Source organism: Rhizobium leguminosarum bv. viciae (assembly GCF_012276115.1).
GTDB classification, from domain to species: Bacteria; Pseudomonadota; Alphaproteobacteria; order Rhizobiales; family Rhizobiaceae; genus Rhizobium; species Rhizobium leguminosarum_T.
The window spans coordinates 18,030-39,148 of record NZ_WIEU01000011.1; the positions used below are offsets into that span (position 1 = coordinate 18,030).

Sequence of the window (21,119 nt, forward strand, 5' to 3'; positions counted from 1 at the left end):
GAAAATCGATCCGATTTCGGGTCTATGCTAGCGAAAACCTGTCGGCAGGTCTCCGCTCATCGATCTACTTCGTCGGTTGCGAATCCGTCATCGTCGCTCCCGGCTGATTACCCGGTATGGTGGAAGCTGTGGCGTTTGATGACGGCGACAGGGTGCTGTCCAGCAGGCTTGCCATCTTGTCGTCGCGTATGCTCGCGGTCTTTTCGCCCATGACGACGCCGACCACGCGGCGGCCATCCTTCAACGCCGACGTCACGACATTGTAGCCCGATGCATCGGTGTAGCCTGTCTTGATGCCGTCGACGCCGTCGTAGCGATACATGAGGTTGTTGTGGCCGCGCAGTTTCATGCCGCGGAACTGGAAGCCGCGCATCGAAAAGAGCTTGAACTCCTCGGGGAAGTCTCGCATTAGCGAAACGCCGAGCGTCGCCATGTCCCGCGCCGTGGTCACCTGCTCCGGATCGGGAAGGCCCGACGGGTTCTTGAAGACCGTATCCTTCATGCCGAGTTGGCGTGCCTTGTCGGTCATCGCCTTGGCGAAAGCCTGTTCGGAGCCGCCAAGCTGTTCAGCGATCGCCACGGCCGCATCATTGGCGGAGAGCACGACAATTCCCTCGACCGCTTCGCGCAGCGTCACCTTGCGGCCGGCGCCGACAGCGAGCTTAAAGGGCTCCTTGCTCTCGGCATTTTCCGACATGGTGAGCTTCTGGTCCCAGTTGAGGCGTCCGTCATGCAGGGCTTCGAAGGCGAGATAGAGCGTCATCATCTTGGTCAGCGACGCCGGATAGTTCAGATCGTCCTGGTTGGAGCCTTCGAGAACCTGGCCTGACTGCACATCCACGACGAAGCTTGCCTGGCCTGCCTGAGCCAGAGTGAAAGCGCCCATCAGGAAAAAGGAAGAGAGCGCGGTGGCAAGGAGCCGGGATGTCGTCTTGGTCATCAATATTGCTGTCTCTGTCGTTTGGATGGCGGAGTGAGCCGTTCTGTTTGAATATGAGCGGATCAGAAAAGTTTGTGACGGAATGAAGGACAGCGGGCAATAAAAAAGGATCATCCACAGCTGATTCCTTTTGTCTCACCCTCTTCGGTTTTGACAATGATGCGTACGGCACGTAGAAAATGCACCATGAGCATGAAGCGCGCGCCCTTCTCCCGTCATATCAGCACCTGCCCGCAGGTCGCGATCTTGCGCGCTCTTGGCGGACGAGGTCTTCGCGTCCTGCTGTGACGTCAGGGCGCCAGGCGCCCGGCGCGCTGCTGGACGTAAAGCCCCTCACCACGTCAATCAAGGTTGCCAGGGAGACAGGCACCGTGCTCAATATTTATCATGTCAATTCGCTCGTCCATTGGGAGGAGCGCGAGATCCAGTTGCGCGATCATATGATCGGCTTCTTCTCGCAAGAGGTCCGTAGCTTCCTCAGATCCGTCAATCCGGCCTGGGATGTCAGGAGGGTCGAGGCGCCGGCGCTGATGCCGCGGTCGCTGGTTTCAAGTGCCTATTCGAACGCCGATATCTGGATCCAGGAACAGCTCTCCACCAGCGATACCGCGCTGGTGCTGAGACCGGAGACCACGCCGTCGACCTACGTCTACATGCAGCATATTCTCGGCAATCACTCGAAGACACGGCTGCCGCTCTGCGTCTGGCAGGCCGGCAGATCCTATCGTCGCGAGCAGGAACAGCCGAGCAAACACATGCGGCTGAAGGAATTCTGGCAGCTCGAATTCCAATGTGCCTTCACGGCCGACAGCGGCAACGACTATCACGCCGCCTGCCTTGAGCCGGTCCGCCGGATGATCGCATCGTTGATCCATCTGCCGACGCGGATCGTACCCTCCGACCGGCTTCCTGATTATTCCGAGGTGACTGTCGATATCGAGGTCGACAATGGCGACAAGTGGATGGAGGTCTGCTCGATCTCGCGACGCACGGACTTTCCGCAGCGCTACCGATCACAGCCCAAGAAGGGAGCGGCTATCGACCACGACGTGCTCGTGCTTGAGATCGCCATCGGCCTTGATCGTTGCGTCTACAACTGGAACATAGCGGCCGATCGATGAGATATCGGAAGCCGGGGCTGCCAAGCAGTCCCGGTTCTCCTGCAGCCCGAAAATTTATGAAAAGGCTATCTCGGCGGCGGGACGGATTTCTACCGTCGCCTTGCCCGCATCGAAACCATCGAGTGTTTCATTGTGATGGGCAATGATCTCGGAGAAGGTGAGGGTCGCCGTGTCGCCGGTCGTGTGACCATCGGCAATCAACGTCACGTCATATCCCAGCGACACGGCACGCCTGACTGTCGTGTCGACGCAGAATTGTGACATGCATCCACCGATGACGAGGTGGGTGACCGACCGTTCGTCCAAGCGTTCGGCAAGATCGGTCTCGAAGAAAGAGTCGGCGCTTTTCTTGCGCACAACGACCTCGGCCTGTGTCGGCGCGATCTCGTCGCGTAGCGCCCAACCCGGCGTGCCGACAGCCAAGCGATGGCCGCTGTCGCCGTCATGCTGAACGAGTACGATCGCCGCGCCCGCCTGCCGAGCTTTTTCCTGCAGCGCGGCCAGCCGTGCGACCGTCTCGTCGAGTGCGGCATCAATATGAGGTTGCCGCTCCGGCGAGGCTTTGCCGGAGAGGATGGCATTCTGCACGTCGATGATCAGAAGGGCCGTGGTCATTTCGGCGAGGTTTCCATAGCAGGACGGCGGACGGTTTCGTTTGGGAATGCTTGCTTTCGTGTGCCTTGGTCACACCCACATTATAGAACGAAAACCGCCTGACACGTGTTCAAGCGGCTTTCCAATCGTGGGTGCCAAGCCAGGCTCAGCCGAGCCTGCCTGCGGCGTGGGCGAGCATGGTGTAGACCTTGCCCGTATCCGAAGTGAGGTAGGACTGCGTCACCGTGCGGTTCGGGTCGGTGCGGGCGACGTCGGCGAGTAGCTTTTCGAAATCACCGATGTAGCGGTCGACGGCGGTGCGGAACTCCGGTTCGCGGTCGTATTTGCGCTTGATCTCGTCGAAAGTCTGCTGGCCCTTCAGCGTGTAGAGGCGGCGGGTGAAGACGTCGCGCTCGCCGCGCTGATAACGGCGCCAGAGATCGACCGAAGCGTCGTGATCGATGGCGCGGGCGATATCGACCGAGAGCGAGTTCAGCGATTCGACGACGTGGCGCGGATTGCGGCTGTCGTTGCTGCGCGCGGCCGGTGCGGCAGTTTCCGCCGGGCGGGCCGGAGCGCGGGCAGACGCCTGATCTGCGGCCTCCTCACGCGATGCGCCGCGCAGGAGATCGCTGATCCAGCCGCCGCTTTCGGGACGAGCCGGCTCTTGACGAGCCGTTTCCGGGCGACCTGCTTCCGGGCGGCCTGTTTCCTGGCGAGCGGGGGCAGGTTGCGGCGCGGCGCGCTGGGGGGCGGCAGCCGGCGCAGACGGTGCGATCGTCCCGCGCAGACCCGTCGCTTCGATCGGCGGCGGTGCTGCCGGCTGCGGCGGCTGGGCTGCGACCGGCTGAGCGGGACGCGGGGCCGGCTGTACCTGAGCGAGCGTGCGGGCGACGGGCTCGGAGATCTCGAGCTGCTGGCTGGAGCGGCCGACGAGCTGGGAGATATCCTGCAGCGCCTTGATCTGCTCGGCGACGGCGCGGCGCATGGCCGAAGCGCTTTCCTTGGCTTCCTCGGGAAGGTCGAAGGCGCCGCGCTTCAGCTCTGCGCGGGTGGCGTCGAGCTCGCTGCGGATGTCGGCGGCGGAGCGGCGGATATCCTCGGTGGCGCCGGAGAAGCGGCCGACGGCATCATCGATCGCTTCGCGCAGCGCTTCGCGCATATTCTGGGCGGCACCGTCGGAAGCGCGGCCGGCTTCGCCGAGCATGCGCTCGACCTCCGACAGCGAGGCGGTGAGACCGCCGCGAATACGATTGGAGAGATCGCCGGAGCGACGCTCGACATTGGCGAAGGTGCCGTCGATCGTCGTATTGGCCTCGTCGCCGGCGCGGGTGATCGCCTCGCGCATCGTCTCTGCCGCTTCCTGGGCACGCTTCTCGGTTTCGGTGAGAATGCGGCCGATATCGGCGAAGGAGGACTGCACACCCTGGCGCAGATTGCCGGTGACCTGGGCTGAGCGTTGCTCTGCCCGCTCAAACACCGTCTCGATCATGCCGCCGAGGCCTTGCATGGTCTTTTCGATCTCTGCGGAGCGCGAGACGAGGCCGACCGAGAGCGTCTGCAGAGCGCTCTCGCGCTCTTCGAGCGTCGAGGCGAGGTTGGACTGGGCGGCGCCGAGAAGCTGAGAAGCCTGGGTCAGAACCTTGGAGTGTTCGTCGAAGCGGCCGATGATGCCGCCGACCTGCGCCAGCGTCTGGCCCGAAATGTCGGAGAGGCGATCGACCTTGCCTTCGAGAAGCCTGGTCGAGGCGGAGACCATTTCGGCTGCCTTGGTGGCGGACTCGGCAAAGCGCGTGGTGGTATCGCCGAGACGGCCATCGACGCTGGTCAGTTGCTCGGCGGCGCGGTTCATCATCATCGCCATCGCCGCGCTGCTTTCCGACATGCGCTCGACGAGGCCGTTGACGTTGCCGACAAGGCTGTTCTCGATGGCGCTGACGGCATTGGCGACATTCTCGGTGCGGGCGGCAACGGCGCTGGCGAGCGCTTCGTTTTCGGCGCGCAGACGGTCGGCGCTGAGACTGGCCGCGGCAGTAATGCGGGCGGCGGCCTGCTCGCCGGCGTCGGTGTAGCGATCGATGATCGGGCGAGCCGTTTCGTCGAGGATGCGAGTCAATTCGACCGAACGGCCTGATAGCATCGAGTTGAGGTCGCGGGTGCGCTCTTCGAGCGTCGAGCGGATCGAGTTGCCGCGTGCTTCGAGCGCCCGGTCGATGTCGGAGAACGTCGTATCGATCTCGCGGGCATGCTCCTCGAGATTGGTGCGAATGGCGCTGCTGCGCGCTTCGAGCGCGCGGTCGACATCCGCCATGGTGGCCGTAATCTCGCTGCCGGCGCCCGACAGTGTCGAGCGGATGGCGTTACCGCGTGACTCCAGAGACTGGCCGGCATCCGACAGCACCTTGGAGATGGCATTGACTTGCGTGCCAACGATGGTCTCGGCCTCGGCGACCTTGTTGACGATGGCGTTGCCGGCTTCCGAGAAAGTCTGGGCGACGGCAGCGGCCTGGCTTGCCAGCCGGTTCTGAGCTTCGGCGACGCGAGTGACGATCTGCGACGAGCGCTCATCCATGGTGCGGGTGAATTCGTCGCTTTTCACATTGAGATCCTCGGCGAATTGCTGGCCGGTCTTGCCAAGCAGTTCGGTGGTTCTCGTCGCTTCGCCTTCCATCCCCTGGGCCGCGTCGGCAACTGCGCTGCGCAGCGTCGAGGCGAGACCAGCGGCCTTGCCTTCGATGGTGCGGTTGACGGCCTCGAGGCCGACGGTCAACGCACGGTCCATGGTGGAGAGGCGTTCCTCGATGCGTTCATTGCCGCGGTCGAGCGTTTCCGCGAGGCTCGCGGTTCGGCCATCGATAGCGCCGGTCAGGCTGGTGGTGCGGCTGTCCAGCGTCTCGGCCAGATTGGCGGTGCGGCTGTCGATCGCCTGAGTGAGGTTTGCGGCACTGCCTTCGAGCGTCGCCGAGATGCGCTGTGTGGCGTCGTTGCTGAGCGCGCCGAGACGAGAGGCGCCGTCGGCAAGCACGCCGGACAGCTGGCCGCTGGCCGCTTCGACCTTTTCGGCAACGCCGCCGACGCCGTCGCGGATGCGGGCCTCGATCGCCGCAAGACCGGATTCCACACGCGATCCGGTTTCTTCAAAACGGCCCGTCAGGCTTTCGACCGACCGATCGAGATGGGTGGACAAATCCTGGGTGGAGCTCGAAATCGCACTTGCCGCCTCCTGGAAGCGGCCGGCGATCTGGCCGGCGCCTGCATGCATGCGATCTTCCAATGTCTGGGCGCCGGCATCGATCGCCTGGCGGATCGCGGCCTCACGGTGTTCCAGCGACAATTCGAGCATGCTGACGCTCGTCGCCACCGAGGTGCCGATGCTGGTCGCCTGTTCGGCCAGCGTATCGCTGATCAGCGCATGGGCCTGGTTCAGCGATAGGTCGATGGCGTTGGCGCGGTCTTCGAGCGTCGTGCGGATGCGCTCATGGGCAGAGGCGAGCCCGCCCTCGATGCGCGCCGCGGCCTCGTCGGCGAGGTCTCCGAGCCGCGTATGTGCATCGGTCAGGCGGCCTTCGATGCGGCCGGTCAAGCCGCCGACGAGATCCTCGAAGCGGGCGCTGCCGGCATCGAGAACGCCCGAGAGGGCGGCGCTATGCTCGGAAAGCGCATTTTCGAGCCGCTGCTGATTGTCGGTATAGGCGGTGCGGATCGCATCGGTCTTGTCGGAGAAGGCACCGGCGACTCGTGCCTCGGCACCGGAGACGGCCTCCATGATGGCGTTGCTGCGGGCTTCGAGCACGCTGTCGAAGCGGCTCTGGTTATCATCGAGCGAAATGGCGAGCGCCATGGTCTTTTCGTCGAGCGTATCGGTGAGCCGATCGTGGGTTGCCGTTACGGCGCCGATGATCGCGGCGGTACGGTGGCCCAAGGCTTCCTCGAGGCGGGCCTGGCCTTCGCTCAGCGAGGTGGCGAGGGCGGCGGCCTTCTGGTCGAGTACACCGTTCAGGCCAACATGCGTGCCGGAAACCGCATTGGTGATCGCATCGGCGCCTGTTGTCAGCGTCTCCTCGAGACGGCTCTGGCTCTCGTTCAGCGAGATGGCAAGCGCCATCGCCCGATCGTCGAGTGTCTCGGACAGGCGGTCGTGGGTGGCAGAGACCGCATTCAGGAAGGATTCCGAGCGGCTCTCGAGCGTATCCTGCAGGCGGCTCTGACCCTCGTTCAGGGAGGCGGCGATCGCCGTCGCCTTTTCGTCGAGCGTTTCCGAGAGACGGTCGTGCGTGCCGGACACGGCCTTGAGGAAGGCTTCGGAGCGTGCTTCCAGCGTGTCTTCGATCCGCGACTGGCTCTCATTGAGCGAGATGGCGAGCGTCATCGCCTTCTCGTCCAGCGTCTCGGACAGACGGTCATGCGTGCCGGAGACCGCATTCAGCAGGGCCGCCGAGCGAGTTTCCAGCGTGTCTTCGATACGCGTCTGGGTTTCGTTGAGCGAAATGGCGAGTGCCATCGCCTTTTCGTCCAGCGTCTCGGAGAGGCGATCATGGGTGCCGGAGACGGCGTTCAGCAGCGCCGCGGAGCGGGTTTCGAGCGTATTCTCGATACGGGCCTGGCCTTCGCTCAGCGAGGTGGCAAAAGCTGCCGCCTTGCCGTCCAGAGTCTCCGAGAGACGATCATGGGTTCCGGAGACGGCGTTCAGCAGAGCGGCGGAACGGGTTTCCAGCGTCTCCTCGATACGGGCATGGCTCTCGTTCAAGGACATGGCGAGTGCCATCGCCTTCTCGTCGAGCGTCTCGGCAAGACGGTCGCGCGTGCCGGACACAGTGTTCAGCAGTGCCTCGGCGCGCGTTCCAAGCGCATCCTCGATGCGGGCATGGCGCTCGTCGAGCGAGGTCGTAAGGGCCGCCGCCTTGCTGTCCAGCGTTTCCGACAGGCGATCATGGGTGCCGGAGACGGCGTTCAACAGAGCTTCGGATCGGGTCTCGAGCGTGTCCTCGATGCGGGCCTGGCTCTCGTTCAGAGAGATGGCAAGCGCCATCGCCTTTTCGTCGAGCGTCTCGGCAAGACGGTCATGGGTGCCGGAGACGGCATTGATGATGGCGTCGGAGCGGGTCGTCAGCGCTTCCTCGAAGCGGCCGTGATGGGTGGTCAGCGCCTCGACCAATGCACCGCCGCGCTCTGCCATGACGCTGTCGATACGGCCGTGGGCAGTGCCGAGCGCCTCGCTGATTTCGGCCGCACGGGCGGTAAGCACGCCGCTTAGCTCCTCGGCGCGACCGCCGAAGGCAGCGGTCACCTGCTCGGTGCCAGCGGCAACGGCAGTCGTCAGATCGGTGGTGGTGGTGCGCAGCGTGTCGCGGAATTCGGCCGAGCGTGTCTGAAGGTTGTTCTGCAGCTCGGAGGTGCCGGTCGCAAGCGTCAGCGCGATTTCCGAGGTCGCGCTCTGCAGCGCCGAGGTCAGCTCGCCGGTGCGGCTGGTGAGCGCGGTGGTGATTTCGTCCGCCCGGCTGCCGAGCGTGCTTTCCAGCACTTCGTGGCCGGTGGCGAGCGCGGTGGCGAGCGCCAGCGACTGGTCTGATATCGACGAACCGAGCCGGTCGATGCCGGAGCTCAGAATGCCGTCGATCGAATCCGAGCCGCCGGTCAGCGTCTCGTTGATACGGGCGAGGCTCTCCATCAGCTTGGTGTCGAGCGAGCCGGTACGTTTGTCGAAGGCACTGGTGAATTCGGCGACGCGTTCGTCGAAGGCGGTCGACAGATGGGCGACGGTCGTCTGCAGCCGCTCCTCGAAGAAGCCGGAGCGCACGTCGAGATCCATGACGGCGTCGTCGGCGGTGGTCTGCAGGCTCTGGCGGAAGCTTGCGCCCTTTTCGTCGAGCGCGCTGTTCAGCTTCGACAGCACGTCGTCGAGCGTGCCGCCGATGGTGCGTTCGCCTGACGTCAGGCTCTCATTGATCTCGCGGGTGCGCGCGATCAGGATCTCGTTGAGCTGGTGCGTGCGCTCATTCAGCGCCGCATTCAGCTTTTCGGTGCTGCTGTCCATGGTCGAGGCGCGCGTCTCGAACTGGCTGAGCAGCCTTTCGCCATGGTCGTTGAGATTGACGGAGAGGGCTTCGAGGCGGTTGTCGAATTCGGTGGCCAGCGCAAAACCCGATGCGTTCAGGGTCTGCAGCAAGGTATCGGTCTTGGCGGCGAGCAGGCTGCCCATCGACTGCAGGGCGCTGTCCGATTTTTCCAGGATCGTCGCGGCGCGTGTATCGATCAGCGAGGCGAAGGCTTCGCCCGATGTGGCGAGCCGCACCGCGATTTCTTCGGTCGCAAGGGACAGCTCTTCCTTCAACTGGTCGTGCACGCTGCCGATCGAGGTGCGGATACGGTCGGCATGGTTGACGATCGCCTCGCGCTCGGAGCCGAGTTCGTGGACGAGGCCGCGAACACGCAACTCGTTGTCGGCATAAGAACGTTCAAGCGCATTGACTTCGGAATGGACGAGCGTTTCCAGTTCGGAGGCACGCGCGATGGTGCGCTCGATGCCTTCATTCATGGCCGAGACCTCACGGCGCACGGCCTGGCCGACGGTCATGATGCGCTCGGAGGCGATGGTTTCCGGCTCTGCCAGGCGCAATGCCACCTCTGCCATGGAGCGGGCGGCGTTGCGCATGTCCTGGGCGCGGGAGATCATGATGGCGAAGGCATAGAACATCATCACGGGAATGATGATGCCGACGAGGCCGGCGATGACGCCGGGCAGGGCGACGAGATCGGCGAGCGAACGGATCTGCCAGATCTGCGGAGCATAAAGCAGCGACATCAGGCCGAGGCCGGCCATGACCCAAAGCACGGAAAACAAGGTGGCGGTGCGCACCGCCGAGCGGCTGGAGGCGCCGTCAAAGGATTTCAAGATCGAGGCGGGCGTATTGCGGCTGGCATCGTTGGCGGGCGCGAAAGCCGGACCCCTGGAAGCCTGCTCGCCAGCGGCACCGCGGCGGCTGCGGCGCTGCGCTTCTTCCTGGGCCTGCTGGTTACGCGCATTTACTGGATCAGACACATTAGCCTCCGGGGCCTGGGGCGCGTCGCCGCGGCGAGACGGTACGTTATCCTTGCTAAAGTCGATCTGGAGCGCCTCGTCCAATGCCTTGAACGCCTTGTCCTCAATTGACTCATTATATTTGTTGTTCGCCATTCGGTTATGCCTCGTTACTGTCAGCCAGTCCGACAGCGCATCCTGGGCTTCCGCCTCACCCGGGAATAACTTTGCCGTTCCAGCCCTCCATCCCAACGAAGGACGGATAAGCATGTCATTTCAGAGTAGATAGCCGCTTTTTCAAACGGAAGGTATCAAAACACTACCATTATCCACTCGCTCGGCAAAGGCGCGTACCATAAACCCGCTCCACCAGTATCGTAGTGACACATCTGGGCTCTTCACACAATTAATGAAGGCTTGAGATTCATGGCTCGTTAACTCATTGTTAACATCTTTGAATCCTAGCTACGGCTTAAAAACCAATAATTTAGGGATATTTAACGGACGTTAACCATATGGCGAGATTTCCGCCCCGAATGTGCCGGAATTTAACGTAATGGCCACCCTCCTGTCGCAGAACTGTTGCAACTGCAGACGACAGAGACGGGAGAATTGGCAATGGCAGCCCAGATGGCAGCATTGAACATCGTATTCGAGGCGCCGGATAATGCAAAGGGACCGTGTCCCTCCAAGGTTCGGCCGATCGATCTGGTGCATCTCGCAAAGCAGACGATGGGCGACAAGACGCTGGAACTCGAAGTCCTTCAGATGTTTGCGCGTCAGGCCCGCGCATGCCTCCAGGACATTGCCAGCGGCGAAACCATCCGTATCGGCGCAGCCGCGCATCGGCTGAAGGGCGCGGCAAGCTCGGTCGGCGCGTTCCGCGTGTCGCAGACGGCGGAAGCCGTCGAGGAAAACGGCAACGATGCCGGCGCGACGGCAGCGCTCGGAGCCGCCGTCATCGACGCCGAGAATTTCATCCTGAAGCTCTGCCGCGGCTGATCTCCAAGTTTTTATCTGACGCATGTCGTTGTGCCAAAACCACTGTGCACTTTTGGGCGATGTGCATAAGATACAGTTCAAACGAGGCCCGTTGTTCCATTGCGGAACCGCGGGTCTTTTTGCGACGTCCCTGATGACGCTTTGAAGACGACGGGCGAAGGCCCGATCTGCGAGGCTATCACGGATTTCCCAATGTTGACTGATGCGTCGAATTGTCGGAAGAAAATCCGCCCACCCACTTGAAGACCGGAAATAGTCCTGATGCCAAAACTTACCATCGTCGCCTTCGACGGCACGCGCTTCGACCTCGACGTCGACCAAGGCTCCACCGTGATGGAGAATGCCGTGCGCAATTCGGTGCCCGGCATCGAGGCCGAATGCGGCGGCGCCTGCGCCTGCGCGACCTGTCATGTCTATGTCGACGAAGAGTGGACAGAGAAGGTCGGCCAGCCGGAAGCGATGGAAGAGGACATGCTCGACTTCGCCTTTGATGTGCGCCCGACCTCGCGGCTGTCCTGTCAGATCCGGATGAAGGCTGTCTATGACGGGCTCGTGGTGCACGTGCCGGAACGCCAAGCCTGAAGCACGCTGCGCTTCAAACGTCGCCGAAACATTCGATACCAAAAAAGACGCCTCGCGCGCTTGAGCGAGCGAGGCGAGGCGGGCGCATTACCTACGGATGAGGGAGGAACATCCGAGGCTTCGGAACGCGCCAGGAGAACCCAGCGATGAAAGTGCAGATGCCGTACCTGAACTTTCGAATGTGTTCATGTTAACGCGTTCCGGTTGAGTCTGCCAGGATGAAAAATGACCAGTAATTCGCTGGGGAGGGTGCAAGTTTCGCACAAGTTTCGTTATGCAGCTAAGGGTTTCCGCTCGCAACCAGACTGAAAAAGCCTTATTTTGCGCCGGCTCGACCATTGATTCGATTGTGCAGCAACCTCAGCATCCGCTTCTGGAAATTGACCGCCTCGACCCGGTCGAATCGCGCCTGCTGCCGGTCGTGCTCCTCTATACCGCGAGCTGATTCGTTGGAGACGAGTTCCTGCATGGCTTCGCAGCTGCGCTGCTGCGGCAGCGCGCGGATGGCGCGCTCCATGGCGCGGGCCTGGTCGCGGGCGATCTCGGCATGGCGCTCCTCGTGGCGCTTGATATCGCTCGACAGCGCGTCCCAGATCATCGACAGCTCCTTGCTGGCGCCCTTGCGGCTGCTCCAGCGCGGCAGGATGATCTGGGTGTGGACCGTGACCTTGACGTTGCCGACGCGGCAGCGCCCGTTATTCTGAATATAGGTTGCCTCGCCGCCGAAGCGGATCTTCGTAGCGCCGGGGTGGCGTGCCGAGGAACCGCTCGCCGTCGGGCCGCGCCGGCTGAGTTCGCGGTCGAGTTCATCCGCGGCTTTGCCGCGAATGTCGAAATAAGAATAGCTTTTCGATGCGATCACTTCGGCTGCCGACGGGCTGCAGAGGGAAAGAGCAATGGAAAAGGCGATAGGAACGACCATATAACGCACTGCAAGCGGCATTCTGAACGCAATCCGTGTTGAAATCGGCAGGAGCTTGGGGCATAGCCACCGCAAGCGCAATATCGGATGGCGCTTTTTTCGTCATCAATGGGATAAGTCTGGTGACAGGGCTCGAAGGCAGCATATGGCGTGTCGGCCATGGCCGGGAGATCGAACTCGGCCGTCGTTCGACGATCATGGCGATCATCAACGTAACGCCGGACTCCTTTTCCGACGGCGGACGCTTTGAAACCGTCGATGCGGCGGTCGAACAGGCGCTGCGGGCGGTGAGCGAGGGTGCCGGGATTGTCGATATCGGCGGCGAATCGACGCGGCCGAACGCAGCAACCGTCAGCCCTTCCGAGGAGCAGGCGCGCGTGCTGCCCGTCATCGAGGCGCTGCGCGGGCGCACCCAGGCGCTGATCTCGATCGACACTTATCGCGCCGAGACGGCGCGGCTTGCGATCAGCGCCGGCGCCCACATCGTCAATGACGTCTACGGGCTGCAGAAGGAGCCCGATATCGCCGATATTGCTGCGGTGACCGGAGCCGGGCTCTGCATCATGCATACCGGCCGCGACAGGGTAAAACTCGTCGATGTGATTGCCGACCAGGTGCATTTCCTCAAACGGTCGCTTGATATCGCCGCTGCATCAGGCGTCAACCGAGACCGCATCGTGCTCGATCCGGGATTCGGCTTCGCCAAGGAGACGGCGGAGGAGAACCTGGAGCTGATGGCGCGGTTTTCCGAACTTTCCCGCTTCGGCCTGCCGCTGCTCGCCGGCACGTCGCGCAAGCGCTTCCTCGGCGCCGTGACGGGGCGTGAGGCGCAGGACAGGGATGCGGCGACGGCTGCGACCAGCGCGCTGCTCAGGCTTCAAGGGGCTGCGGTTTTCCGGGTGCACAATGTCGCAATCAACAGGGATGCGCTCGATATCGCCGATGCTATGCTTAATGCGCGCCAGGAATTCGAGAGGAAGCGGCCGACATGACCACCTACACGATCACGCTGCAGAACTGCGCCTTCTTCGCGCGCCATGGCGTGCATGACGAGGAGGAATTTCTCGGCCAGCGCTTCTTCGTCGATGCCGAGCTCGATGTCGTCGCGGGCGAGGCGCTGGAAAGCGATTCGATCAACGATACCGTCAACTACGGCATCGCCTTTACGGTGATCGAGCAGATCGTCACCGGCAAGCGGCGCTACCTGATCGAGGCCTTGGCGCTCGATATCGCCAAGGGGCTCTGCGAGACATTCCCGCAGATCCGGCGAGCGAAGATCACGGTGCGCAAGCCGAACGCGCCGGTGCCCGGCGTGCTCGATTTCGTGCAGGTGAGCATTGAACACTTTGCCTGAGGCCGCATCGCAATCCGCCACACTTGGTCTCGGTGGCAATATCGGCGACCCTGTGAAGGCGATGGCTGCGGCACTGCGGAGGCTCAACGGACGAGACGACTGCCGGGTTACGGCGGTCTCACGGCTCTATCGCACGCCGCCCTGGGGCAAGACCGACCAATCGTTCTTCTTCAACGCCTGCGCTGCCGTCGAGACCAGGCTGGAGCCCGAGGCTTTGCTCGATGTCTGCCTGTCGATCGAACGGGAGATGAAACGCGAGCGCATCGAACGGTGGGGTCCGCGCACGCTCGATATCGACGTGCTGACCTATGGCGACGTGATCCAGGACGCGCCGCGGCTGGAACTGCCGCATCCGCGCATGACCGATCGCGGTTTCGTGCTGATGCCGCTTGCCGATATCGCGCCGGATCTTCGGGTCAGGGGCAGGGCGGTCAGTGACTGGCTGTCGAATGCCGAGGTGACCGGCATCGAGATCGCCGACGACAGTCGTGACTGGTGGCTGAGCGCCTGAAGCAGGGAAACTGAAACGGAAAACGGCGGGAAACCCGCCGCTTCAGGAAAATCCGCTGTGCGATTTGTCTACTGGATGGAACCGACGGCCATCTCGTCGACCTGGCGGGTCAGCGTCAGGCCGATGACCGGGATCATCTGGCTTTCGACCTTGACCGAAACGGTGACGTTCATCGTCTTGTCGTCGCGCACGCGGGCAATCATCGCACCATTCAGCTTGGCGCGGTTGATGCCGACAACGACGGTATCCTCGCTGACGGCACCGGAAACAACGTCAAGGCCCTTGCCGGCGGCGCCGTCGAGGAATTTGCCCTTGTAGCTCGAGCCCGACTGAGAGATGACGGCGGTCATCGGCTGCTTGAAGACGCCGACGCGGCAGGTGCCGTCGAGCTTGATGCCGGCGCTGCTGTCGCCGGTGGGCTCGCCGATCAGGTTGCAGGTGAATTTCGTGCCCTTGTACTTGCCGGCGACGATTTCGCCGGGGCCCTTCCAGGAGCCGGCAACGGAATCGAAGAAGGCCTTGTCACGGGTTGCAGCGGTGGCTGCCGGTGCGACATCTGCGACGGGAGACAATGCCGCGGCGGCCAGACCGCATACGATGAGAAACTTGCGCGAATACATGGATTTTCCTTGGCAAACACCACTCACGAACTGGCTGCAAGTTTTGCCGAAGAATGGTTAATCCTTCCTTTCGATTATGCCGAAATGCAAGACAACGCAGAGCTTTCGCGCGTCAACGATTTTAAAACATCGGCACTAAATCATTGAATCTGCCGTAATTTCTTCGGCCTTACGCAAGGGGAGGTGAAAGCTGCGGATTCCCTGCTTCGTTCAAGGATTATTGCCGCGCGGCGACATGGAGGGAGTGAGATCGCCGATGAAATCACCGATTCCCGGCCGCTTCAGGGCGCGGAAGGCGAGCGGACGGCAGAGATCCATCGCCGCGATTCCAATGCGGGCGGTCATCAGGCCGTTGATGACGCCTTCGCCCAGTCGAGCTGAAAGCTTAGAAGCCAGCCCATGGCCGAGCACCTGCTGGACGAGGCTGTCGCCAACGGCGATCGAGCCCGTGACGGCCAGATGCGCCAGCACGTCACGCAACAGGCGGAACATTCCGAGCGTGCCGGGCCGGCCGCCATACAGCTCGGCCATGGCGCGGATGAGGCGCACGGCCTCATAGAGCACGTAGAGCAGGTCGACCACGGCGCGCGGGCTGACGGCGGTGGCGATCGAGACGCGCTTCGAGGCGTTGACGATCAGAGCGCGGGCCTTGCGGTCGAGCGGAGCGAGCAGTTCCCGTTCGGCTAGCGCGATCAGATGCGGGGGATCGATGACCTCGCCCTCAGTCGCCTTCAGCGTCGCGCGGCCCTTCGCCGTCTCCGGATTGGCGGAAAGGAGCGTGGTAAGGCGTGCGACGACGGCGCGCGCCTTCGCTGGTCGGGTTTCGAGCATCGCCGCGTCTGCCTCGGCCTTGATCGTTTGGACGGCGGCAAGGCGCATCATGCCGATGGTTTCGCGGATGACGAGGGCCAGTATCGCGAGAATGCCGACCGCGAGCACGGCAAGGGCGGCATAGCCCAACCAGTCGGCGCGGGTGAAGAGATCGCGGATCAGACTATCGGTCCAGAGGCCGATGGCGAGCGACAGCAGGATGCCGAAGGCGCCGGCGGCGATCTTGCCGAAGGAGGTCCGCCGCTTGCGCGGCGCTGCAACGGGGACCGCGCTCAGATCCTTGTCGGGATTGAGGAAGGGATCGTCCTCGTCAGATGTCACGACGATATTTTCGGAGAAGCTTTCCGGCTTGCGTCGCTCACCTCCCTGCCGGCCGTTGTCGCGCTGATCGGCGGCCTCGTCCTCGTAGCTGAAGGCGGCGGGTGCGCGGCGCGGCGGATCTGACGGGGGCTTGCTCATGCGAGACGGTCTCCGAACAGAAACTGCATGGCGCGGTCGAGGCGGATATGCGGCACCGACAGCTTGATGCCGCCGCCGGTTTCCTCAAGGTGCGGCGGGCGGAACCTGACGACATTGACATCGGGCAGCTGCACACCTGTTACACCCGAGGCGATGCGGTCGAACAGGCTTTCCGGATCCTCCGGCAGGTCGCCGGGAAAGATCGCGGTCTTTCTCTTGCCGTCAAAACGCTCGCCGGCAATGGTTTCACCCTCCATCGGCGTGCCGACGATGACCGGCAGTTCATGGCCGTCACGCTTGACGGTCGCCTCGCGGGTGGCCCGCACGGAGGCAAGCGCCATGACGTCGATGCCGGCACCGGCCATGCCGATGCGGTCGATGGCGCGATCCACCAGGCGACGGGTCAGCGCGTCGAGCCGGTCGTGGCTTTCATGGTGGAGATGATCGGCCTTGGTGGCGGCAACCAGTACGCGGTCGATGCGCCGCCCGAGCAGGGAGGAGAGCAGCGAATTGGTGCCGGGGCGGAAGCAGGCAAGCACATCGGTCAGCGCGCGCTCCAAATCCTGCACGGCTTCGGGGCCGCGGTTCACCGCCTGCAGCGCATCGACCAGGACGATCTGACGATCGAGCCGGGCGAAATGCTCGCGGAAGAAAGGTTTGACGACGACCGATTTGTAGGCCTCGTAGCGCCGCTCCATCATCGTCCAGAGCGAGCCGCGGCCGGGACGGCCGTTCGGCGGCAGAGCCAGCGGCGCGAAGGTCAACGCCGGCGAGCCGTCGAGATCGCCGGGCAGCAGCAGACGGCCAGGCGGCAGGGTGGAAAGCGAGCGTTCGTCGGCTTTGCAGGCTTTGAGATAATCGGCAAAAGCGGTGGCGAGGTCGCGGGCGATCATCTCGTCGGCGCCGGCATGGATGTCAGTGGCGCGCGTCAGCGCCAGCCATGGGCGCGACAGCTCGCAGCGGACGCCGGTTTCGGCAAGTGCCAACGTTTCCTCGCTGAACATGCGGTAATCCTTGCCGAGCAGCGGCAGGTCGAGCAGCCATTCGCCGGGATAATCGACGATATCGATCGACAGGCGGCCGGGCGAAAACAACCGGTTCCAGCCGCTGGCGCTCTGATAATCCAGCGTGATGCGCAGCTCGGAGATGGCGCGGGTCGAATCCGGCCAGATACGGTCCTTCACCAGCGCACGGATATGGTCCTCGTACTGGAAGCGCGGCACGGCATCGTCGGGCTGCGGCTCCAGCCGTACCGCCGAGACGCGGCCTGATTGGACCGGTTCGAACAGCGGCAGGCGGCCGCCATGCAGGAGATTGTGGACGAGCGAGGAGATGAAGACCGTCTTGCCGGAGCGAGAAAGGCCGGTGACACCTAGCCGCACGGTCGGATTGACGAGGCCGCTCGCCCGGTCGGCGAGATTATCGAAGGCGATGCGGGCATCGTCGGCGAGGGATGTCAGGCGTGGCGGCAAGGCGCGATTCCGGTTGGTGACTGCCCCGCAATATAGGGAGGGCGCGCCGCCCGCAAAAGAAGCGAGGCTAGAGCATTTCCGTTTTTCTTCGAATCACGGAAATGCTCTATTTCGTTGTTTTCACGCAATTCCCGGCAAAAGCGCTTCGCGCTTTGCCCGGCAAAACCGCGGCACAGTTTTGCTGGAATTGCTCTAGTCTTCAGACGACGACGAAATCGGTGAGGCGCCAGGCGGTGGCCAAAGCATCGAAATCGAGCACGGCAAGGCCAGCCGTCGGGAAGCCGCCGGCAAGAGAGCCTGCCATTGCCTCATGGCCGATCAGCGCCTCCAATGCCTGCTCCATGGTCGGATTGTGGCCGACCAGCATGACAGCAGCTTGGTCCTGCGCATCGATGATCTCGAGATAGTTGTCGACCGTAGCGTTATAGAGCGCGTCGACATAACGAACCTCGAGCGTAAGGCCCATCGCCCGGTACACCGCATCGGCGGTATCGCGGCAGCGCAGCGCCGTAGAGCTGATCAGAAGATCAGGACGGTAGCCCTTGTCGGCGGCCTTATCGGCTATGATCTCGGCATCGCCAAAGCCCTTTTCGTTGAGCGGGCGGTCGAAATCGCGCTGTCCGGGTTCGGCCCAGGCGGCCTCGGCGTGACGCAGGAGATAGATGCGGTTGGGCGGAGGCAGGGGTACGGTCATGGGCAAATCCAAGATCCAGCGGGCCTTTTCAGTAGCGGTTGCAATCGGCCGGCGTCAACCGTCAGCGCTGCTCCAGCTGCCCAAAACGCGGCTGATAACACGGCGTTTTGAAGGCGAAGCAAAAAACGCAAGCCGGAATAATGATGAGAAAATAGTCTGTTAGCCGAAAATTGTGACAGATTTAAAAATCTGTTTACCTGTCGTATTTGGCTTGAATCGCGGCTAGCGCTTGGGATATACACCCCGCCAGATGAGATGTTCTTCAGGAGAATCGCGTTGAGTGAGAAGATCGATCTTAGCAATTACGTTCCCTCGGAAGAGGAAGAGTTCATGAACGTAAACCAGCGTGCCTATTTCAGGGCCAAGCTGGTTGCATGGAGAAATGATATCCTTAGAGAAGCGCGTGAGACACTCGACCATCTGGCCGAGGAAAGCGCAAACCATCCTGATCTCGCTGACCGAGCGTCGTCGGAAACAGATCGGGCGATCGAACTTCGCGCCCGTGACCGGCAGAGAAAGCTGATTTCCAAAATCGATGCGGCACTGCAGCGCATCGAAGACGGCACCTATGGCTATTGCGAGGAAACCGGCGAACCGATCGGCCTCAAGCGCCTCGACGCCCGCCCGATCGCGACACTGTCGATCGAGGCGCAGGAGCGTCACGAACGCCGCGAAAAAGTCTATCGCGACGAATGAGAGTTTTCATGCAGGTATGACAGCAGAATAGGCGCCGCGATCCGATCGCGGCGCCTTTTACAATTACGGTGAGCTTCCGGTCGCCACAGACCTCCACCATTGCTCCCGGCCGGTCTCGGCGGTGAGGTCGACTGCAACCCTGGTGCCGTTCTTGATCCGCCGCCGCAAAACGTCGGCTCGATTCGAATCCGTCCGCAGCATGCCACCATCGTGAAGAGCCTGTAGCCGGGTGCGTGAAACTTGCAACTCGGACGCCAGCAGGCGGTCGAGGCGCGTGCTTGATGGAAACGGGACGATCAGTTCGATTTCCAGTCTCGTCCAATTGGCAATGTCCTGCTGCATCTCTTTTGCGATTTCAGATTCGGCAAACTCGTCGACACGCTGCGACTTGCGCCTGAGAGCTTCGAGGTTGAACGCTTCTGCCCGGATCCAATCCGGATCGTTGGACTGCAACGCCTCGAGGACTGCAGGATCGATGTCGCGAACATTCCGACGCTCGAAGATCGGACGGTTCCACGTCTTATCGCAGGTCGAGCATTTGTAGATAAGCCAGGCATCGAGCTTGCGGCCATTGGCGTTGAGCCGGATCTTGTCGCTGCATCGGAAAGCTCTGAGGCCCCCGCAGCCGCTGCATACAATCCAGGGCTGGGGCGCTGTTTTCGGCAGAATGGTCCATCGGACCCGAAGGGTATTGCACATATCGTGTTGGTCTTCCGTTCGGAAGTCCACCAGGATGATGCGTGAGAAAGCCCTTGCGGGCGCGGTGTGGCGATGTTCTGGGCGGCGGAAGAGCTGAGACAGCGGAGCTGCACATGGCACATGTCAACAATGCCAAACCGGTCTCTCGCCACCACCCGATGAACATATTCATACGCCGTCAGCGTGTCGCTGTTCGGCAGTACGGGTGAAACTGGAGTGAGACCGGTATTTACTTAGGCAAAGTATGACCTCGATGCGCCAAAGCTCTTCAACCGATGCGATAACAAATTATCAGCACAAGATGGAGCCCCCTGACACATCAGGAACTGAAAATCGCCGCATTGCGGCTTTTATGCAACTGGTGATGATGGAAAGTCGGACGTGCGTTTCCGCTCACTTGTCGCGCCGCTCACTTGTCGCGGTTGACGCTCATCTCGCCGAAGATGCGGGCGACTTCCTTTTGCAGATCGGTATCGGCGCCGGTGATCGGAGCCATTTCCGGATCGCGGCGCGGCAGGTTTCCGGGTTGCGGCGCTCCGGGCCGGGGCGCTTGGTTTGCCGACGCCGGCACGATGCGTTCAGCCGTCAGATTGTTCGACATTTCCTGTTCCAGCACCCGCTGGAAATCAAGACGGCTCGCTGCTGCCGACTGCGCAGCCCAATCGTCTTCGGCGCTACCTGGTGCGGCGCGTGCGGCCGTCGGCATGTCCTTGACAGGCGGGGCGGAGACTTCGGGTTCGATGCGCTGCTGCGGCAGCACGCGCTGGCGGGCGGCATCGAGGATCTCGGCGGCACTTGAGGCATCGTGGAACGGTGCGGGCTGCGCGGCCGGGGGAGCGACGGGACGCTCCAGCGGACGCGGCTGGGGCGGGACGGCACGCAGAGGATTGTCGCGTTCGGCCGACAGCGGAGCCGTCACGGGCTCTGCCGGAAGAGGGCTCGTGACCACCGGCGGGGCCACGATCGGCTGAGCGGGCGATTGGGCCGACGGTTCTGGGCGCGGGCGCGGCTCCGGCGGAACCGGCGCGGAGAAAACGGGCTCGGCGGCCGGCTCGACACGGGCTGCGACCGGCGGGCGCGGTGGCGTTTCCGGCCGCGCAACGGATATCGGACGCTGCTCGACGGGCTGCGGGCGGTTGGCGCTTTCCGGCTGCTCGGCCGCCGCGGGCAGGATGCGGCTCTCGATGACGATATCGCTTGGGCCGCCGATCATGATCAGGTGCTCGACCTCGTCGCGGCGCACCAGCACCAGCCGGCGACGGGCATCGACGGCTGCGGCATCCAGCACTTGCAGGCGGGGCTGGCGATTGCGGCCGCCGCGCACGAAAGGCGAGGGCGCCCGGCTGCGGATCACCCAGAGCACGAGGATGAGCAGGAGAAGCGCCAGGCCGACGCCACCGGCCGCAAGCAGGAAATGGCTGCCATAAGCTCCGACAACATCATCCAACATAGTCACTCACTCCATTTCACATTCGGCACATATTGACGACTTTTCCGTTCCTTAGGCAAGGGCCGCCGGTGCTGTCCAGTCACGGGAGAACGCGATTTCGTGTTCCGCTGGTAGGCACCCGGCGACCTTGCGCACGGGCGGCAGCGTTGGCTTC

18 protein-coding genes are annotated in these 21,119 nt (G+C 62.8%); 8 read left to right on the top strand and 10 right to left on the bottom strand.

Going from position 1 to position 21,119, the window contains the following annotated elements:
- Positions 1-64 precede the first annotated feature (64 nt).
- Positions 65-940 carry a D-alanyl-D-alanine carboxypeptidase family protein gene (locus GFM02_RS19400; RefSeq protein ID WP_168322467.1) on the bottom strand — a complete coding sequence of 292 codons (876 nt, stop codon included), beginning with the start codon at positions 938-940 and terminating at the stop codon, positions 65-67.
- Between the two features lie 371 nt (positions 941-1,311).
- Here GFM02_RS19400 and GFM02_RS19405 point away from each other — a divergent pair, with 371 nt between their 5' ends.
- Positions 1,312-2,061 (top strand): aminoacyl--tRNA ligase-related protein, encoded by a 750-nt coding sequence (locus GFM02_RS19405; RefSeq protein ID WP_168322468.1) that lies wholly within the window; start codon positions 1,312-1,314, stop codon positions 2,059-2,061.
- Positions 2,062-2,115: 54 nt separating this feature from the next.
- Here the strand turns inward: GFM02_RS19405 and GFM02_RS19410 are convergent, their stop codons facing one another.
- Positions 2,116-2,676, bottom strand: coding sequence for a cysteine hydrolase family protein (locus GFM02_RS19410; RefSeq protein WP_168322469.1), 561 nt, complete (start codon positions 2,674-2,676; stop codon positions 2,116-2,118).
- 145 nt (positions 2,677-2,821) lie between these two features.
- Positions 2,822-9,829: a hypothetical protein gene (locus GFM02_RS19415; RefSeq protein WP_168322470.1), complete on the bottom strand. Its 7,008-nt coding sequence runs from the start codon at positions 9,827-9,829 to the stop codon at positions 2,822-2,824.
- Between the two features lie 462 nt (positions 9,830-10,291).
- Between GFM02_RS19415 and GFM02_RS19420 the strand changes: the two genes are divergently transcribed.
- Both GFM02_RS19420 and GFM02_RS19425 read left to right on the top strand, forming a co-directional pair.
- Positions 10,292-10,675: an Hpt domain-containing protein gene (locus GFM02_RS19420; RefSeq protein ID WP_168272953.1), complete on the top strand. Its 384-nt coding sequence runs from the start codon at positions 10,292-10,294 to the stop codon at positions 10,673-10,675.
- A 261-nt stretch (positions 10,676-10,936) separates the two neighbouring features.
- A complete protein-coding gene (locus GFM02_RS19425) occupies positions 10,937-11,257 on the top strand; it encodes a 2Fe-2S iron-sulfur cluster-binding protein (RefSeq protein WP_003540151.1) in 321 nt (106 codons plus the stop codon).
- A gap of 316 nt (positions 11,258-11,573) precedes the next feature.
- Here GFM02_RS19425 and GFM02_RS19430 read toward each other — a convergent pair whose 3' ends face one another.
- The gene (locus tag GFM02_RS19430; RefSeq protein WP_168304388.1) at positions 11,574-12,200 is read right to left on the bottom strand and encodes a DUF922 domain-containing Zn-dependent protease; all 627 of its coding nucleotides are present in this window, start codon (positions 12,198-12,200) and stop codon (positions 11,574-11,576) included.
- A gap of 101 nt (positions 12,201-12,301) precedes the next feature.
- On the opposite strand from GFM02_RS19430, the gene folP reads away from it, so the two are divergent.
- Genes folP through folK form a run of 3 tightly spaced genes read left to right on the top strand, consistent with a single transcriptional unit; the run spans position 12,302 to position 14,044 of the window.
- Positions 12,302-13,171: a dihydropteroate synthase gene (folP, locus tag GFM02_RS19435; protein ID WP_168272955.1), complete on the top strand. Its 870-nt coding sequence runs from the start codon at positions 12,302-12,304 to the stop codon at positions 13,169-13,171.
- Positions 13,168-13,533 carry a dihydroneopterin aldolase gene (gene folB, locus GFM02_RS19440; protein ID WP_020050165.1) on the top strand — a complete coding sequence of 122 codons (366 nt, stop codon included), beginning with the start codon at positions 13,168-13,170 and terminating at the stop codon, positions 13,531-13,533. Before folP ends, folB begins: the two co-directional genes overlap by 4 nt.
- Complete coding sequence (gene folK, locus GFM02_RS19445) at positions 13,526-14,044, top strand: 2-amino-4-hydroxy-6-hydroxymethyldihydropteridine diphosphokinase (protein WP_168272975.1); 519 nt, start codon at positions 13,526-13,528, stop codon at positions 14,042-14,044. Before folB ends, folK begins: the two co-directional genes overlap by 8 nt.
- 68 nt (positions 14,045-14,112) lie before the next feature.
- On the opposite strand, the gene GFM02_RS19450 is transcribed toward folK, so the two are convergent.
- Positions 14,113-14,664, bottom strand: a complete 552-nt coding sequence (locus GFM02_RS19450; protein ID WP_003540146.1) for a hypothetical protein — start codon at positions 14,662-14,664, stop codon at positions 14,113-14,115.
- A 9-nt stretch (positions 14,665-14,673) separates the two neighbouring features.
- Here GFM02_RS19450 and GFM02_RS19455 point away from each other — a divergent pair, with 9 nt between their 5' ends.
- Positions 14,674-14,811: a hypothetical protein gene (locus GFM02_RS19455; protein ID WP_020050163.1), complete on the top strand. Its 138-nt coding sequence runs from the start codon at positions 14,674-14,676 to the stop codon at positions 14,809-14,811.
- A 63-nt stretch (positions 14,812-14,874) separates the two neighbouring features.
- Here GFM02_RS19455 and GFM02_RS19460 read toward each other — a convergent pair whose 3' ends face one another.
- The 3 genes from GFM02_RS19460 to GFM02_RS19470 form a co-directional block, all read right to left on the bottom strand.
- Positions 14,875-15,954: a YcjF family protein gene (locus GFM02_RS19460; RefSeq protein WP_168322471.1), complete on the bottom strand. Its 1,080-nt coding sequence runs from the start codon at positions 15,952-15,954 to the stop codon at positions 14,875-14,877.
- Positions 15,951-17,426, bottom strand: a complete 1,476-nt coding sequence (locus GFM02_RS19465; RefSeq protein ID WP_168322472.1) for a YcjX family protein — start codon at positions 17,424-17,426, stop codon at positions 15,951-15,953. Before GFM02_RS19465 ends, GFM02_RS19460 begins: the two co-directional genes overlap by 4 nt.
- Positions 17,427-17,625: 199 nt before the next feature.
- Positions 17,626-18,120, bottom strand: a complete 495-nt coding sequence (locus GFM02_RS19470; protein ID WP_168322473.1) for a SixA phosphatase family protein — start codon at positions 18,118-18,120, stop codon at positions 17,626-17,628.
- Positions 18,121-18,396: 276 nt separating this feature from the next.
- Between GFM02_RS19470 and dksA the strand changes: the two genes are divergently transcribed.
- Positions 18,397-18,816 (top strand): RNA polymerase-binding protein DksA, encoded by a 420-nt coding sequence (dksA, locus tag GFM02_RS19475; protein WP_017964517.1) that lies wholly within the window; start codon positions 18,397-18,399, stop codon positions 18,814-18,816.
- A gap of 63 nt (positions 18,817-18,879) precedes the next feature.
- Here dksA and GFM02_RS19480 read toward each other — a convergent pair whose 3' ends face one another.
- Positions 18,880-19,515, bottom strand: coding sequence for a DUF1062 domain-containing protein (locus tag GFM02_RS19480; protein ID WP_168322474.1), 636 nt, complete (start codon positions 19,513-19,515; stop codon positions 18,880-18,882).
- Between the two features lie 409 nt (positions 19,516-19,924).
- On the bottom strand, positions 19,925-20,971 hold the full coding sequence (locus GFM02_RS19485; protein ID WP_168322475.1) for a flagellar biosynthetic protein FliO: 1,047 nt from the start codon (positions 20,969-20,971) through the stop codon (positions 19,925-19,927).
- Between the last annotated feature and the right edge of the window lie 148 nt (positions 20,972-21,119).

Bases quoted from the DNA above. Each gene is read 5' to 3' on its own strand.
- GFM02_RS19400 (WP_168322467.1), bottom strand. From the start codon at position 940: ATGACCAAGACGACATCCCGGCTCCTTGCCACCGCGCTCTCTTCCTTT.
- GFM02_RS19410 (WP_168322469.1), bottom strand. From the start codon at position 2,676: ATGACCACGGCCCTTCTGATCATCGACGTGCAGAATGCCATCCTCTCC.
- GFM02_RS19415 (WP_168322470.1), bottom strand. From the start codon at position 9,829: ATGGCGAACAACAAATATAATGAGTCAATTGAGGACAAGGCGTTCAAG.
- GFM02_RS19420 (WP_168272953.1), top strand. From the start codon at position 10,292: ATGGCAGCCCAGATGGCAGCATTGAACATCGTATTCGAGGCGCCGGAT.
- GFM02_RS19425 (WP_003540151.1), top strand. From the start codon at position 10,937: ATGCCAAAACTTACCATCGTCGCCTTCGACGGCACGCGCTTCGACCTC.
- GFM02_RS19430 (WP_168304388.1), bottom strand. From the start codon at position 12,200: ATGCCGCTTGCAGTGCGTTATATGGTCGTTCCTATCGCCTTTTCCATT.
- folB (WP_020050165.1), top strand. From the start codon at position 13,168: ATGACCACCTACACGATCACGCTGCAGAACTGCGCCTTCTTCGCGCGC.
- GFM02_RS19450 (WP_003540146.1), bottom strand. From the start codon at position 14,664: ATGTATTCGCGCAAGTTTCTCATCGTATGCGGTCTGGCCGCCGCGGCA.
- GFM02_RS19460 (WP_168322471.1), bottom strand. From the start codon at position 15,954: ATGAGCAAGCCCCCGTCAGATCCGCCGCGCCGCGCACCCGCCGCCTTC.
- GFM02_RS19470 (WP_168322473.1), bottom strand. From the start codon at position 18,120: ATGACCGTACCCCTGCCTCCGCCCAACCGCATCTATCTCCTGCGTCAC.
- GFM02_RS19480 (WP_168322474.1), bottom strand. From the start codon at position 19,515: ATGTGCAATACCCTTCGGGTCCGATGGACCATTCTGCCGAAAACAGCG.